Here is a 15,588-nt window from a genome sequence, read left to right as displayed (position 1 = left end):
CAGGCCACGTGCGGGGTGACAATCAGGTTAGGCAAGTTGTGATGAAGCAAGGGATGATCAACAGGTGGCGGTTCGCTACTTAACACGTCCAAGGCAGCTCCGGCCAGCCTGCCTTTCGCTAACGCGTCTGCTAAGGCGATTTCATCAATCAAGCCGCCCCGGGCTGTGTTGATCAAGAGTGCCTGAGGTTTCATCCAACTTAAGGTGTTCGCATTGATAAGCTGCGCCGTGCTGTCTGTCAAAGGGCAATGCAACGACAGTACATCGGCCTGACGCAAGGCATCTTCAAACCCGGTTCTGCCGGGACGGATCTGTCTCGCTCCAGGTCGTTCTGCAATCAGAACTGTCATCCCAAAAGCCTCGGCCAGGCGAGCTGTCGCCTGACCTAAATCCCCATACCCCAGCACTGTCATCGTCTTCCCCGCCAGCTCTTCTATCGGCTGCAAATGCAGGCAAAATTGTGAGCTTCGACTCCAAAGCTCCTGCTGTACGGCCTGATGATAGCTCTGAATATGGTTGGTCAGTTGCAGCAATAAAGCAAAAACCTGCTGTGGAACCGCAGTCCCGGCATAACCCTGCACGTTACACACCACTATGCCCGCCGCTTTTGCTGCGGTTAAATCAACCATATTCACTCCGGTCGCAGCCACCAGAATACAACGTAGTTGCGGCAGGGCAGCTATGGCTTTGGCATCGAGCGTAACTTTATTGCTGATCAGCACCTGTGCGCCGCTGGCGTGCTGCTGTAATTGCTCTGCTGAGGTCTGTGGGTACAAAGTTAAACTGACGTCAGCCAGATGCAGTGGACTTAAATCGGTTTCAGCCAAGGTGGCTGCGTCAAGAAAAACTACCTGAGTGGTCATCAGCGATACACTACATCTTTGTACATAGGAGCTAACATTGCCAGAAATTCATTCTGTGCTTCGATGGATACCTTTTGTTGTTGCATGGCACTGATTAAATGGTTGACCAGGGCGTCAAAATGCGCCTGAGTGATTTGAAATCCTGTATGGCTTTCTTGCATTGATGCCCCCGTGTATCTACAGGGCCCACCTGCAAGTTCACAAAACTGCTCGATCAACAGACGGCGAAATCTCGGGATATCAGTGTCAGCAAAATGATGCACTATGCTGGGGTCCTGTTCGATGCCGGATAAAACTCCATCGACGATGTTTTCAACGCCGGTTTCCCCTCCCAAACGTTGATACAAGGTCGTTTCAGGACTGTGTTGGCATGCAGCTAATGCCAGGGTCGTGACAAACAACAGATACTTCACCATGTGCCCTCCACTGATAAATAAAAGCCAGTTTGTTCAGTGAGACCGGCAATGTCACCTAAATCGACATAACCCAGCACCACGGATGCGTTTTTATTAATAAACCAGGCTGCAAACAGATCGCGCCAGTGCTGTTCGTCAGCAAAACCAAGCTGATTTGGTTTTTGTTTGAACTCAGTACCCAGCGCCAGATTGTAGTTGAGCAACAACACCGCCGAGCTTTCAAACATCAGTTTACGTTCCACGCCAGCCCCACCAAAGCCCAATAGACCTGTTTGATGTGCATCCGTCGAGCGAATCGTTGCATTGAGTAGCAGATTGCGCCCGGCTATGGCGTCAAAAAATACTTTGCTGGCAGCCAGATACAGCTCATAGCCCGAATCATCTTTGGCTCCGACTGCCGCAGGCAAAGCAAAATCACGATTTTTCTTCCACTGAGCGCCTATGCTCAGTTGTGGCAGGCTGGTGTAGAGCAGTTCGCCCGCTATTTTGTATTTGATGCCAATAATATCCTGCCGTAGTTCACCACCTATGCTATCCAGAGCAAAATTTTGCCTGGCGAAAGACAGTTCCCATTGGTTGTTAAAACTGGCACCGAATCCCAGACTTTCCAGTGTAAAATCATCGACACCAACCCGGCTGGCAAAGGTATTGAGCGACCATTCGTCACTGCTACTGTAGCCGTTGATGGTGGCCCAGGGCACTATACCTCCGCCCGAATTCCCCTCGACAGTGGTTGCGCCCCCTGTCGCTATGACTTTTGAGCCGGCCATCAGGCTGCTACTGACCATCAGCAAACAAAGGCTGCATAAGATTAAATTCATGAAGTGCTCTCTTGCTCAAACCATTCAGGACTTTTTTCAGAAAATTGCTGAAGCCATTCACTGAACAGTTCTGAGGTTAAAGGTTTCGAAAAAAAGTAACCTTGTACAGTATCGCATTGATACTGTTGTAACTTTGCCAATCCAGCCAGATTTTCTAAGCCTTCGGCTGTCACTTTAAGGCCTAAACTGTGAGCCAGTTGGGTGGTGGCGCTGACGATCAGCGCATCATCCTGATTATGTTCGATGTCTTTAATAAAAGCTCTGTCAATTTTGACTTCGTGCACAGGCAACTGTTTTAAATAAGCCAATGACGACTGACCCGTACCAAAGTCGTCAATCGCCAGCTCAATCCCCATATTCCGCAGCCGGGTTAAAATCTGGATCACTTGTTTTGGATCCTGCATCACTGCACCCTCAGTGACCTCCAACGCCAGAACGGACGCGGGCAGATGATGGAGCTTTAACAGTGCAGCTATGTCGTCAGGCAGTTGTGGGTTAGTCAGATCATGGGCCGACAGATTGACTGCCACTTTAATGGTTTTATTCTGCCGGTACCACACCGACAGTTGTGCTATCACAGTGCTGAGCATCCATTCAGTGACCAAGGCTATAGTGCCTGCGTGCTCCGCTAATTGAATAAACTCGTCCGGCGGTACAAATCCCAACTCCGGATGCACCCAGCGGATCAGCGCTTCTGCTGAGCAACAAGACTGTTGTTGCAAATCCACTTTGGGCTGGTACACCACAAAGAGTTGGTTTTGCTGCAAGGCCGCAGGTAAATCACGCAAAATGGTCAGTTCACGCTGATGGCTTTCATCCTGGCCTTGTTGATAAAAAGCCACCAGACCGGGTTGGTCTTTGGCGTGATTGAGCGCAATATCAAGCCGCCGTATGGCGTCATTAGCATGAACACTGCCGGGGCTGATATTGTAAGCGCCGATGGAGACTTTTAAGCTTAATGCTGAGTCCGCCAATAAGTAGCCGGAATGCAGTTGTTGTTTTAACTGTTCCAACTGTGCTGCGGAAAAATGCTGGTTATACAACAACAGAAATTCATCTCCCCCCAGCCGTGCCGCTAATACAGGCGGGGGGCTGAGCTGCTGCAGGCGCTGCGCCATTTGCTGTAATAACGAGTCGCCGTTGGCGAATCCCAAGGCATCATTGATATGGCGAAAGTTTTTGATATTGAGCAATAACAAGCCCACATCTGTCGATGGCAGTAGATCTGCCAGTTTGCGTTCAGCCGCGCCCCGGTTTTTCAACCCGGTCAGAGAGTCATGTTCGGCCTGATACAGCAGTTCGGCTTCACGGCTACGAATATCCTGTTGCATCTTTTGTAAGGTATGACCTAACAAACCAATTTCACCTTTAGCGGCCGGCAAGGCGGCAGTAGTGTGGCCCTGGCCTATCTGACTGGCGAAATTCGACAACAGACGCAGAGGCTGAGTGATACTGCGTGCGATGACAAAAGCCAGTATCAACGCCAGCGTTAAGCTTAAACCAAAAATAGCCAGTAGTTGTTGCCGGATTTCCTGGTAACTTTCCTGCCAGCGTGAACTAGGATAATGCAACACAGCCCACAGCAGGTGTTGCTTATCTAATGGCAATGCCAGAGATAAAAACTGATCATCATTGGTACTAAAGGGTTGCTGCCGGGTTTCTATCAGGCTCGGCAAGAGTGGTAACAAACTTTGCTGGGTATGCAGGTCCAGGGTGGAATGCAGCGTTTGATTCCCTCTGTCACTGTTGGTGGTAAAACTGATATCCAGATCCGTGATGCCTTTGATTTGTTGTGCAAGTTGCTGATTTAAAGTAAATCCCATGCCAACCCAGGCTATGGTTTGAGGGGCTTTAACCGGTACTAACACAAACTGATAAGAGTGGCCTGCCAGCACCAGAATGTCATTGACTGTACCGGACTGCTTGCCTTTACTTTGCAGAAATACTGGTTTCACATCGTCATTATTCAGCTCTGCACTGGTGCTGGCTAGCAAATCTCCCGCAGGCGATAACAGCAAGACTAAATCTGCGTTCACTCTGCTGCCATGATTTTCCAGCACAGACAAGATCGTCTCCTGTTCCGCCGTTGCGACAGCACGTCTGAATCCGAAGTCGCTGGCTAAGATACTGACGGAGCTGGTGAGCTGACTGGCTCTGGTATCCAGTGCCTGCAAAAATACATTGGTAGCGACTTTAAGCACTTGTTGTGCTTGCTGCTCACTGTCCTTTTTCATGGTATTTAAAGTGGCCAGACCGCTGGCTAATGCCAGAATAGTCAGCAAACTGAGAAGCGAAACAACCAATCTGCTACGTAATGAATCGAACATTTGACCTCGTTGTGGCAGCAGCATCTGAATGCTGTCATAGTAGATAAAACCAATATTCTGAGCCGCGCAACAGGGCTCGCTCAACTAGCATAAGTCAAAAGCGAAGGTCTGGATATGTGTTTTAAAACCTTAGCAATAAGTCGGTTTGCACTCAACTCCAAAGCGTCAGAACTCATGAAAAACCTGATTATTCAAATTCATCCTTTGACTTTCGAGCCGAGACAACTGCCACAAAGGAGCTGTGTATGAGGGCAAAATGGCTACCAGCGCTAGTGCTCCTGTTGTGCAGCGCACTATGTTTTTCGGCCCCGGCTGATCATCCTGCTCCGTTACCCTGCGCCAAAGTGAAAAACCGTCCTTGTATTGCTTTAGTGCTTGGCGGCGGAGGCGCAAGGGGCGGCGCTCATCTGGGCGTGATTCGTCAGTTGGAGCAACAGGCTATCCCTGTCGACTTAATTGTTGGTACCAGTATCGGTGCTTTTATCGGCGGACTTTATGCTCTGGGTCACAGTCCGGATGAGATCCAGCGTATTCTTGAGCAACTGGAATGGAGTACTGGGTTTCGCGACAAGGTGCACCGGGATGAAATGCCCGTGCGGCGCAAACAACAGCAAGACGACTATCCGATCCGTTTGGGGTTAGGTCTGGACAGTTCCGGCGTTAAAATTCCAAAAGGGGTGCTGTTAGGTCAGGCCATGGCCGAGCTGATTTTAGAGGCCTATGGTCCCGTATTAAATTACAGCCATTTTGACCAGTTGCCCATTCCTTTTCGGGCTGTTGCTGCGGATCTGACCAACAGAGACACTGTGGTAATGAGTCAGGGCAGTTTGTTACAAGCTGTGCAAGCTTCGATGTCTATTCCTGGAGTTGTCAGACCTATGGAGCTGAACGGTCGTGTGTTAGTCGATGGCGGTGTTGCCAACAACTTACCTGTCAGCGTAGCAAAACAGCTAGGGGCTGACCGAGTGATCGCTGTGGCTATTGACGCACCGCTGTTGAACAAAGATCAGTTAGACTCTGCGTTTGCTGTCACAGACCAACTGACTAATTTTTTGGTGCGTCAGGTGGTGGAGCAACAAATCGCGTTGTTAGGGCCGCAGGACCTGTTGATCAGCCCTGACGTATCGCAGATAGGCACTTTAGATTTTGCGAAGTTACCGCAGTCTGTAAAAGCAGGTGCAGCCAGTGCACAGCGGCAACGTGCTGCGCTGGCTGATTTCTCCTATCCTGAGCAGTATCCACAATGGCTGGCAGCACACAGGGCGGAACAGGAACTGAGTATCGAAGTTGACCGGATTGAGCTGGATAACCAAAGTTTATTGTCCGATCAGGTGCTGTTGCAGCGTCTTGCGCTGAAAGAACACCAAAAGTACGACAGCAAAAAGCTGAAGGAGGGGCTGCGCCAGGTTTACGGTGTTGATACGCTGGAAAGAGCCTCTGTGCAACTGGAAAAAAATGAACAGGGTGAAAACACGCTGTTAAAGGTACGGGCTGTAGAAAAGAGTTGGGGACCGGGCTATCTGAATTTTCGTTTTACTATGGAAGATGACTTTCGTAATAACAGATACTACCAATTGGCGGGCTCCTATACTTATACCAATATCTCTGAGCTTGGCGCTGAGCTGCATAATGAATTAGCGCTGGGGACGGACAAACTGATCAGTTCAGAGTTGTATTGGCCGGTGTTTACTCCGGCTACTTTTCTCAGTGCCCAGGTTCAGCGCGAAACCACTATTTTATCGCTGGAGGATACCCAGGGCTTATCGTTAGGCGATTTAGCCAACAGAGAAACTGCCCTGACAGCCAGAGCTGGCTGGAATATTTCAGATCATGCCAGATTGACTTCAGGCTGGACCGACAGGAATGGCTATTTTCGTATCCCAGGTTCAGGGGTTGCAGATTTAGGCTTTAGCCGACTGGGATATGAGCGGCAGGGGCCGTTACTGGATTTGGTGTGGGACAGACTGGATAACCCGGTGTTTCCCAGCCGCGGTTTTCGCATCAGTGCAAATTGGCAATGGCTGGACGATACCGCTTTTGGACGGACAGAGCGTAGCCGCAGCCACTCGGTAGAGGTCCAGGCTGCACGCAGTTTATCTGAGCGGCATATTCTGCGGACACGTTGGCGTTTTGAGCAGTACAAGCCTGGAGATCCAGAGGCCGCTGTTGAGCAGTTTTCGCTCGGTGGTTTGTTAAATTTATCTGGTTATCCAAAAAATTATTTATTTGGCAGTGAGATAAAATTTGGCAGTCTGGTGTATCTGTACAAAATGAGTGAAGACAGATTCAGCGTCGTTAATTCGCCCTTTTATTTGGGGCTCTCTTTGGAGAGAGGTCAGGTGCAGGGTAATCTGATCCAGGTCGAGACTCTTGCCAACGAAACTGACTGGATATGGGCCAGCAGTCTGTTTGCAGGTTGGGACAGTCCTTTTGGTGCAGTGTATATGGGATATGGCAGAGCTGAGGATGACATTCAGGGGAGCGCCGACAGATATTACTTATCCCTTGGGCAGAATTTTTAACTTCGGGTACAGCTATGCACGCTTTCTTTGCTTTATTGTTGATCCTTTGCTGTAGTTTTGCTTCTGTCGCATCACAGAGCAAAGCGCCTTTATTGGTTGGTTTGAGTCAAAATTCAGTGCCGCAAAAACAAGGCAATACCATTCAGTTTGAAACTGAATTATTCCGCCAATTGTTAGCTGAGTTAGGTTATCAGGCTGAGTTTATTGCTGCGCCTCATGCCAGATTGACCCGCATGTTACAAAATAAGCAGTTGGATATGGCGGCAAGGCAGGGAGGGGAGCCTGTAGCCGGATTATTTTACAGCCAACCTTATCTCGAGTTTCACAATCTGGTTTTTGCTTTATCTGATTTTCCCGATCAATTGCACAGCCTGCAGGATATGAGTCGCTACTCTGTGGCCAGTTTTCAGAATGCCAGCAAAATTCTGGGCTCTGAATTCGCGCAGGCGATGAAAACGGCTGTCTCTTTTCGTGAGGTCGTGGATCACGATCAGGCGATAGAGATGTTGCAGCAGCGACGGATAGAATTGCTGGTGCTGGATAAGATCACGTTTTACCGGCGCTGGGCTGAAAAAGGGTTCAAGCCGCATCAGGTCCGCAGCTTTGACTTATTTCCCAAAGCTAAACATCATATTGGTTTTACCGATGCAAAGTTGCAGCGACAAGTTAGTCAGTTGTTACAACAATGGCAGGATTCCGGCCGGGTTGCTGAGTTACAGCAACAAACCCGGCAGCAGAATCAGTCGCTAAATTAACTTTGATCTTCAGTCAGCTTTTTTGCGCCTTCTTTGACGAGCTGCTCTTTTTGTTTTTGCAGCATGTCCAACTGCGCTTTTTCGGCATCTGTCAGCTCACCTTCTTTATTGGCAAGTGCTTCGATTTTTTCTTCTATCTCCTCCAGTTTTTTCCGGTCAACCCTCATTTTGGCATCCAGCACCTGCTGCATTAATTTTGCCAGCCGGTCTGTATCTTTCAGCTCATTATTTTTTTCTTTGTTTTGTTGGCTCGTCTCCCCCGACATGGAGTCAGTGTTTGTTTTCGCTATCTGCTGGTAAGTGGGATCCGCTTCCTGCCTGCCACCGGATAAACTGACTTTATCTGCATAGGGGTCATCCATCTCTGTTTTATCGCGGCCAAAAGAGGGGGCTTTAAGCCATTGACCGTCCAGCGTCAGAGTCGAGGGTAAAGCTGAAATAGTGAACATAGGGATCTCCTGAGCATGATGCGAGGGCCTTCTGACTTGGCCTGTTGCAGCAAAAGGAGCAAATTTGGTGCCACAGTGATTGTGGTTAAAAACGCAGCAGATAGTGCAATAACGGCAGCGGATGCGGCAAAAACAGGCCGTTTTTTACATGTTTTTACATTTGCGTTGCCGCTTGAGCGCGGCCTGCGGTTACAGAGGACTGCAACTGAATTGGCGCTGATACTGACGCGGACTAATACCCAGTTGTTTTTGGAATTGCTGGCGCAGGTTCAAGGGCGAGCCAAAACCAGTCAGATCGGCAATCTGCTCCAGCGAATGCTGACCCTGCTCCAAATAATGCTGCACCAATTGTAACCTTTGTTGTAACAGCCACTGCAATGGGCTTAAGCCGGTGCTGGCTTTAAAGTGCCTATCAAAGCTACGTCTGGACATGCCCGCTTTATCGGCCAGTTGTTCTACTGCTAAAGGCTGATGCAAATGCAGTAAAGCCCAATCCATAGTCGCGCTGAGTAAATTAGTTTTTTTCTGCATAGGCTGAGCGACAAATTGGGCTTGTCCACCCTGACGATGCGCTGAAATGACCGCCCTTTTTGCCACCTGATTGGCAATGTCAAAGCCAAAATCGCGACGTATCACGGCCAGGCCCAAATCCAAAGCCGCCGCACTGCCGGCTGAACAGCCAATCTGACCATCAAAACAATACAGTACATTTTGCTGATAGCGACTGTCCGGATAACGGCGTTGAAACTCATCTGCATAGCGCCAGTGTGTGGTCGCCGCTTTGTCTTTGAGCAGACCAAGTTCCGCTAATAAAAATGCGCCAGAACAAAAGGAAATCAACCGGGCTCCGCGCTGATAAGCCGCCAGTAACTGTTCACGTAAAGCGTCGGATGGGCGCGGCTCGGAGACGGACCAGTTGGGGATCAGTATTGTGTCATATCGGCTTAGATCCGCAATTTGCGGTACTAATAATTGTAGGCCCCCAGTGGCGACTAAAGGCCCGGCGGCAAAGCTGACGATATCCGTCTGGTACCAGTGAGGGTATTCAGGCCGGCTTAAAGCAAACAGCTCAGAGGCACAACCCAACTCAAAGCTGGCGACAACTGGGCCTAATAAAATTGCAACGTGATGCATCCTTGTGCTCCGCTTCGTCTTAAACGACAGATTTGGCTTAATACTAATTTATTGTGTCTTTTAAGCCAATGGTGAGAGAGAGTAAAGCACAGTACAGTAGGGCTGAACTTGATTGACGTTAGCAAAGCATCTACATCAGACAGGAGCATCTTTATGTCATCTATGGTATCCAGACCCACAGCAGCAGAGGCAGAACAGGCTATGGCTCACTTTAGTTCTTTATTGCAGTTTGAAACCGATTGCTGGGATGTACATCATGCCATCAGCAACAACAGGCAGGATTTTGTGCTGTTGGATGTGCGGGGAGAAACGGCTTATGCTCAGGGCCATCTGCCGGCGGCTGTCTCTTTACCACACAGCCGAATTTCTGCTGACAGTCTGGCCGGATATCCGGCGGACACTCTGTTCGTTGTGTACTGTGCCGGACCTCACTGTAATGGTGCCGACAAAGCCGCACTGAAACTGGCACAGTTGCAAAGACCAGTGAAAAAAATGATCGGCGGAATCACAGGTTGGCTGGATGAAGGTTTTGAATTAACCCGTTAAAGAGAGCCAGTACAGCAAATGACAAAGAACCACCACAGTCGTCAGATGGTTTCTTAATCTGTTATAGGCCGGTGAATAATCAAGCTGGCTGCTCTGTGTGTATTCAAACAGGCGCAAGGCGATAAAAGCTGCAGCCAGCACCAGCAGTTGCTGCTTGGGTAACAGCAGGCTGCTAAACCAGCCTGCTAAGGCAAAACTGACCACCCAGAGTGGAAACAGCTTGCCGGAGTGTTGATAAAGCACAGGCCAGAGCACTCCTGCCATAAAGGCCAGAATGATCTGACTGTAACTTTGAAAGGCGGTAAACGAAGCTGGAAAAGTCATAAGCTGTGGCCAGAGCTGCAGGCAGGTCAAACCGATAAACGGCACCAGGCCAGCGTAACCTAAAATATGGATCAGAGGCATAACAGTACGTCATTCAGAATCATGACTAGCAATACGCAGCTCAGCAGGTTCTGGATGAATAGCGAAAAAAAAGAGGGAGAACCACCAGGGTTTCCCTCACAAAAATCCAGGACAATCCAGAGAGTTAAAGCATCAATTTTATCCCAGGTTAGCCAGGCGGCAGTAGTGTTGCAGCTTCAGATAACAGGGATAGAGACAGGGTCTGCACTTAACTGGGTGTTAGTATGCGGTCCTTCCGTGGCATATTTATGACAACTTGATAAAGCTTTCGCGACACTTGCCAAGTGCAGTGCTTTACGGTTGACTGTGAGGGAGCTACCTGGTCAGGTCTGGAGTCGTAGATGTTAAAAAAATACCTGCAGCAAATTCGTCAGGGCAAGCCTGTGCATTATGGTCGTATGCTGGAGTTGCTACCACCGCTGTTTTATCAGAAGAAGTCGGAGATTTTTAAAGTACGGCAGTTAGGGTCTGGTCGCTGGCAGGTCAGTATTTTGTCTGAGGCTTTATTTCAACAGTTGGAGCAGCAGGCGCTGCAGCCCGCTTCCCGCAAAGAGGCGGCCCAGCTCGGAGATTCACATCAGGTCAATACCTCTTTTGGTTATCAGTTGGTGTATCACCAGCTCTGTCGAAACCGTCAACCTGAAGTTGTAGTGCTCGATGGCACTGATACATTCCAAAGCTACCAACCAAAACCCAGCTTATTGCTGATTGAAAACGAAGAATGTTTTTTTCGTTACCCTGAACTACTTCCTGTTTGCGGTCAGATGCTGGCGCTGGAATTTTCTCTGCAGAACACAGACATAGGTTTTGCCTCTGGCAGTAAAGCGAGTTCAGCCTTGCTGATGCCTTTTTATCACCAGTATCAACAGATTTATTGTGCCTTTGATTTTGATGCCGCTGCACTGGAGTTGTTTGATCTGTTAAAGCAGCGGTTAGGCGACAAACTACTCTTTGTAACCCCGGCCGATTTCAGTCTCTGGCAAGGCTTATTTAACAACAAGCCTAAGCACCCGAACCACCTTGCCAAGGCGCTGGAGTTAGCCGAGAAACATCATTTTTATGCGTTACTGGAGGTATTGCAGCGCAAAGGTTGTTTCTTAGAGCAAGAAGCCTTATTAAACAACTAACCCGGCTGTTCAGCGTTTGCTGCAGAAAATCTGATATTGGTTGGAGTGGGGGCAAACCAGGCAAAGGAGCGGGCATACCAGCCCCTGTGCCTGGATTTAGGGTCAGGATGACTGTTTTTTGTCTTCCGATCTTTGCAAACGTTGAAATAGCCAGCCGAGCAATACCAGACTTAAACCTAAGCCGATAAAAGACAAAGCCCTGAGTACTCCTGTTAAGTCGTTCAAATCCACCACAAAAACTTTCAGTACCACCAGACTCAGCAATGCAAAGCCTGCTTTACGCGCCGTGCCTCTGTCTCGCCATTGCGCCAGTAACACAGTCGCGATGGCCAGAGTTAAAAACACCAGTGAATAGCTGTATTGTTCTGCCACAGAGGTCGGCAGACTGAGCAGTATCTGCCCCTGTTGCCAGTAATGCCGGATAGCCCCGGTCAGGTAGAGGAAGCCGCAGAGCAACGCGGCGTAGCTGGCTGCTTGCTTTAAACGCGGTTGAAGTGGCTGGCGACTGAATGCCCAAAACAGCACTGCGGGTAAGCCCCATAGCAGTAATAACACATTCAGCACGGGGAAAGAACCCAGAGACTGTGCTTGCCAGAATGGATTATCCGCCATACTGAGTTGTAGATGAGCCAGCCCTGCCAGCGTCACTAAAACGACGGCCGCGGCGCGATAAAGTACTGCTGTGCGACCGGCTTGGTTACTGCGCCATTGGTACACCCAGGCCATCAGCAACCAGTTAAAGGCCTGCACAGTCAGAGTGATAAAATTCATCTCGGTAAAATCAACCACACCCTCATTCAGCCAGTATTGGGTTTGCACTGTGATAAATACGGCCATCAGGTGCAATAAAGCGCCTTCCAGATAACTTCGCAGCGGGCTGGAAAAGTGCAAATACCAACTCAGCCCAAAGCAGAGCAGAGCCACAGGATAGACCACAAAAGACCAGTGCAGACCCACCAATAGCACGGTTTCATAATGACCGAGCAGAGGAGCACTGGTCAGGCGAAGTAGCACTGCAGCCACTATCAGTTTGATCAGCCAATGAGGGACAGGTAGCTGTAATCGGCTGCTGACTAAGGTCAGCAGCACCAGTTGAGCGGCTATCGCCAAAGTTAAAGCTGCATCAGCAAGCCATAGTGTAAAACAGAACGTGAGCGCAAAATTGGTACCTGCCATCCGGATAAATGCGGCTGCTTTGCACTGGGTTTTTACGGCCATTGCACTTTGAGTTGCCACCAAAAGCAAGGCCAACACAGTCCAGCACAGTTGTAACTGCTGTTGTACCTCAAGGCTGGCCTGGCTATGGCTCACTCCCAGCAGAAACATGGGCAATACCGCCAAAGCGCTGCTCCACTGCAGGCGCTCCGGCCATTTCAGAGCGACAGCAACAAGTGGGATCAGCAGCAGAGTAAAGAGAGACAGGTGCAGCCTGAGACTGGTGCTGCTCAGTGCATATGGATCTTCAGGTAACGTCAACGGTTGACGGATCAGCCAGCACAATACAGGAATAAAACTCAGCCAGATCAGTAGTTCAGCTCTGCTGTATGTCGCTGCACAGCTAAGTATCAACACCACCAACACCAAGAGTCCGGTGAAACTAACCAGATTTGTTGTATCAAGCAAAGCACAACAGGCCAGTACCAGCACAGCCAGGCTCAGTATCATCTCGCGACTGAGTGGCCACCAGCTACGCATCGGCTGATGGCTAAATTCAGTATGTTGTGCTTTAAAGCCGATGCCCGGTAACCAGACCAACAGAGCAAAAGTGGCACAAAGGACCAGCCAGAAGGCCCATAACTCAGTGCTGTTGGCAATCCAAATAGCGGCGAATAGCCACAGCAAGTGAGCGGAGATCGGCAACCACCAGAGCCAGGCTCGTTTCACCTGCCGTTCCACCAGCACGGATGATGCAGTGATCAGCGCAATATAGGCCAGTAAAGCGGCAACATTGGCCTGATCTGTCGAGACCAGAATGGGCACGATATAAGCACCAACAATGCCAATCAACGCTAATACCGGGCCTTGCCTTAACGAAAGCCAGGATGCCGTCAGCGCAATCAGAGCCAAAACCGGAAAAGCCAGTGCAGGACTGATCAGTTGATACCAGTCTAAGGCCACCAATACAGCAGCATAAAGACTAATAAAGCCACCACTGGAAAGTGCGGCTGGGGCATAGTTGGTCAGGGCATGGCCTCTGCTGCGCTGATGCAGCCATTCACTGCCCAAGAGGAGCAGCAGACCAAAAATCAGGCCGCAACTAACCCGTAAAACCGGAGATAACCAACCAGAGTCCAGCGAATGCTTGACTAAGAACACCCCACCCAAGGCTAAAGCGAGTGCCCCCAGCCATACCATGCCCCTTTTGATCAGTTGTTGTTCTATCCAGCCAGACACAGAGGACAACCAATCTGTTGATGGTGCAGGGACGTGGACCGCAATCGCCGCTGGTGTTTCGGCTGCCGTCAGCAGAGCTGGAGGCGGAGTCGGCTCAAGCTGAGGGAGGCTAGCCATAGTGACAGGACGCTGTATAGGTGCCGTTTGATTCAGTTGTCGCTTCAGTGCTGCAAGTTCGGCTTTGACTTTGTGTAATTGCAGTAAGGCTGTAATACCACAAACAGCGCCAGCAGCCACCAGCAGGACCAGTAAAAAAGCCAGACTGCTCATCAGACCGCTCGTTGCATCAATCGAATAAAAAACATCTGGACACTCCGTTGCTCCATCACAAAACTCACAATAACTTCGGCTGGTTCAGGCTGCAACCTCAATGTTACAGCCTGAACCAGAGTTTAGCCTTCCTATTGCTTTAAAAGCTGCTTCAGCTCTTGCAACTCCTGCCGGATCTGGGTGAGTTGTTGATGCAGTAACTGTTGTTCAGCCTGTTCGGCTTTTTTATCTTCTGCCCGCTCTGCCGCATGTTCCTGATCGGTAAAGGTTTGCATGGTATTGACAATAATGGCGATAAACAGGTTCAGCATGGTAAAAGTGGCAATCAGAATAAAAGGCACAAAAAAGGCCCAGGCATAAGGATACTGTTCCATCACAGGGCGGGAAATCCCCATCGACCAGCTCTCTAATGTCATCACCTGAAACAGCGTATAAAACGATGCACCAAGAGAGCCAAACCATTCCGGAAAAGCACTGCCAAACAACTTCGTGGCGATGACCGCGAACACGTAATAAATCAGCACTAACACCATAGCGATCGAGCCCAGACCCGGTAAAGAGCCCAGCAAGGCTGAGACTACGCGACGCATCGAAGGCACAATAGACAATAAACGTAACACCCGCAGCACCCTTAATGCCCGCAGCACGGAAAATTGTCCGGTCGCGGGCATCAGGGCTATAGCCACCACTGCAAAATCGAATAAGCTCCATGGGTCTTTAAAAAAGTGCAGGCGATAAGCAAAAATCCGCAGTAGCAGTTCCAGTACAAAAACCGACAGCAGGATCTTGTCTGCAAGCAGGATCACAGCCCCAAAGTTTTGCATGAGCGTTGCCGAAGTTTCCATCCCCAGTAAAACCGCGTTGATTAAAATCAGCACCAGGATGCTGTGACTAAACCAGTTTTTCTCCACCAGGTGTTGTACTTTTTGTTGCAGCTTTTGAGCTTCCATTTTTCCCTCTGAATACTGAAAAATATGCCGCATTGTATCTGTCGTCTGCAGAACTTGGTAGCAGCCGCTCCGGCTTGTCAAAATAATGTCCCGACTACTGGCTTATATCTTGCTTTATCGCTTTTAAAGACCAACGGACCTAACCTATGAAACTGGACAACAGCAATCTTTTTGAAACCTTAAGCCAAATCCGCTCGGGTCAGTATTCAGCACTCTATACCGCGGTAGCGAATAAAGCGCCGCAATCTGTCGCTGCGCCAGCGGACAAGCCGGTGGAGACAGACAGTAGCCAGGTGGGGGATGCGAAGACACTGACTTTTGACCAGATGAGCCGTAAACAATTGTCTGACTGGCTAAATAAAGGGCTGCAGAGCGGTAAAATTCCAGCCGATCAGGAGCAGGCGTTTCGGGTGTTATTGTATTCAGGTAAAACGGAGAGTTCTGCTGAGCAAAGTGATAGCGACAACAGCGCTATTGATTTTATGGCGAAAGCCAAAGAGGCGGTGCAAAGCGCGGTACAGCGCAATGACACCAGCTCTATCCGGTTTTGGGCCAGCGCCATGGCAACCATGAATCAGTATCAGGGCAAAACAGCCTAAGGCAGTAAAG

14 protein-coding genes are annotated in these 15,588 nt (G+C 49.6%); 5 read left to right on the top strand and 9 right to left on the bottom strand.

Annotation, left to right across the window (positions count from 1 at the left end; genetic code table 11):
* The 4 genes from SD53_RS10680 to SD53_RS10665 form a co-directional block, all read right to left on the bottom strand.
* Positions 1 to 863 (bottom strand): D-2-hydroxyacid dehydrogenase (locus SD53_RS10680; RefSeq protein WP_046520227.1); only part of this gene is annotated, 863 nt, incomplete at its 3' end.
* Positions 863 to 1,279, bottom strand: coding sequence for a group I truncated hemoglobin (locus tag SD53_RS10675; protein ID WP_046520226.1), 417 nt, complete (start codon positions 1,277 to 1,279; stop codon positions 863 to 865). The genes SD53_RS10680 and SD53_RS10675, both read right to left, overlap by 1 nt.
* Positions 1,273 to 2,100 (bottom strand): DUF3034 family protein, encoded by an 828-nt coding sequence (locus SD53_RS10670; RefSeq protein ID WP_046520225.1) that lies wholly within the window; start codon positions 2,098 to 2,100, stop codon positions 1,273 to 1,275. Before SD53_RS10670 ends, SD53_RS10675 begins: the two co-directional genes overlap by 7 nt.
* Positions 2,097 to 4,427 (bottom strand): EAL domain-containing protein, encoded by a 2,331-nt coding sequence (locus SD53_RS10665; protein WP_046520232.1) that lies wholly within the window; start codon positions 4,425 to 4,427, stop codon positions 2,097 to 2,099. Before SD53_RS10665 ends, SD53_RS10670 begins: the two co-directional genes overlap by 4 nt.
* A gap of 245 nt (positions 4,428 to 4,672) precedes the next feature.
* Here SD53_RS10665 and SD53_RS10660 point away from each other — a divergent pair, with 245 nt between their 5' ends.
* Together SD53_RS10660 and SD53_RS10655 are read left to right on the top strand one after the other, a co-directional pair.
* On the top strand, positions 4,673 to 6,949 hold the full coding sequence (locus SD53_RS10660) for a patatin-like phospholipase family protein (RefSeq protein WP_046520224.1): 2,277 nt from the start codon (positions 4,673 to 4,675) through the stop codon (positions 6,947 to 6,949).
* Between the two features lie 14 nt (positions 6,950 to 6,963).
* Complete coding sequence (locus SD53_RS10655; RefSeq protein WP_046520223.1) at positions 6,964 to 7,704, top strand: substrate-binding periplasmic protein; 741 nt, start codon at positions 6,964 to 6,966, stop codon at positions 7,702 to 7,704.
* Here SD53_RS10655 and SD53_RS18060 read toward each other — a convergent pair.
* Together SD53_RS18060 and SD53_RS10645 are read right to left on the bottom strand one after the other, a co-directional pair.
* On the bottom strand, positions 7,701 to 8,153 hold the full coding sequence (locus SD53_RS18060) for a hypothetical protein (protein WP_052749347.1): 453 nt from the start codon (positions 8,151 to 8,153) through the stop codon (positions 7,701 to 7,703). The genes SD53_RS10655 and SD53_RS18060 overlap by 4 nt on opposite strands.
* Before the next feature lie 189 nt (positions 8,154 to 8,342).
* Complete coding sequence (locus SD53_RS10645) at positions 8,343 to 9,287, bottom strand: helix-turn-helix domain-containing protein (RefSeq protein ID WP_046520222.1); 945 nt, start codon at positions 9,285 to 9,287, stop codon at positions 8,343 to 8,345.
* Between the two features lie 153 nt (positions 9,288 to 9,440).
* Here SD53_RS10645 and SD53_RS10640 point away from each other — a divergent pair, with 153 nt between their 5' ends.
* On the top strand, positions 9,441 to 9,833 hold the full coding sequence (locus SD53_RS10640) for a rhodanese-like domain-containing protein (RefSeq protein WP_046520221.1): 393 nt from the start codon (positions 9,441 to 9,443) through the stop codon (positions 9,831 to 9,833).
* Here the strand turns inward: SD53_RS10640 and SD53_RS10635 are convergent.
* Positions 9,822 to 10,238 (bottom strand): DUF3429 domain-containing protein, encoded by a 417-nt coding sequence (locus SD53_RS10635; protein ID WP_046520220.1) that lies wholly within the window; start codon positions 10,236 to 10,238, stop codon positions 9,822 to 9,824. The two genes, SD53_RS10640 and SD53_RS10635, sit on opposite strands and share 12 nt — an antisense overlap.
* Positions 10,239 to 10,579: 341 nt before the next feature.
* Between SD53_RS10635 and SD53_RS10625 the strand changes: the two genes are divergently transcribed.
* Positions 10,580 to 11,365, top strand: a complete 786-nt coding sequence (locus SD53_RS10625) for a hypothetical protein (RefSeq protein ID WP_046520218.1) — start codon at positions 10,580 to 10,582, stop codon at positions 11,363 to 11,365.
* A 102-nt stretch (positions 11,366 to 11,467) separates the two neighbouring features.
* On the opposite strand, the gene SD53_RS10620 is transcribed toward SD53_RS10625, so the two are convergent.
* Both SD53_RS10620 and SD53_RS10615 read right to left on the bottom strand, forming a co-directional pair.
* Positions 11,468 to 14,029 (bottom strand): DUF2339 domain-containing protein, encoded by a 2,562-nt coding sequence (locus SD53_RS10620; protein ID WP_046520217.1) that lies wholly within the window; start codon positions 14,027 to 14,029, stop codon positions 11,468 to 11,470.
* A gap of 131 nt (positions 14,030 to 14,160) precedes the next feature.
* Positions 14,161 to 14,979 (bottom strand): ion transporter, encoded by an 819-nt coding sequence (locus tag SD53_RS10615; protein WP_046520230.1) that lies wholly within the window; start codon positions 14,977 to 14,979, stop codon positions 14,161 to 14,163.
* A gap of 146 nt (positions 14,980 to 15,125) precedes the next feature.
* On the opposite strand from SD53_RS10615, the gene SD53_RS10610 reads away from it, so the two are divergent.
* Complete coding sequence (locus SD53_RS10610; protein WP_046520216.1) at positions 15,126 to 15,578, top strand: hypothetical protein; 453 nt, start codon at positions 15,126 to 15,128, stop codon at positions 15,576 to 15,578.
* Positions 15,579 to 15,588 lie beyond the last annotated feature (10 nt).

Source organism: Rheinheimera mesophila, assembly GCF_000986865.1.
In the GTDB taxonomy this organism is placed as follows: Bacteria; Pseudomonadota; Gammaproteobacteria; order Enterobacterales; family Alteromonadaceae; genus Pararheinheimera; species Pararheinheimera mesophila.
Note: the sequence above shows the minus strand (reverse complement) of the source record. Positions and strands in the feature narration are given on the sequence as shown.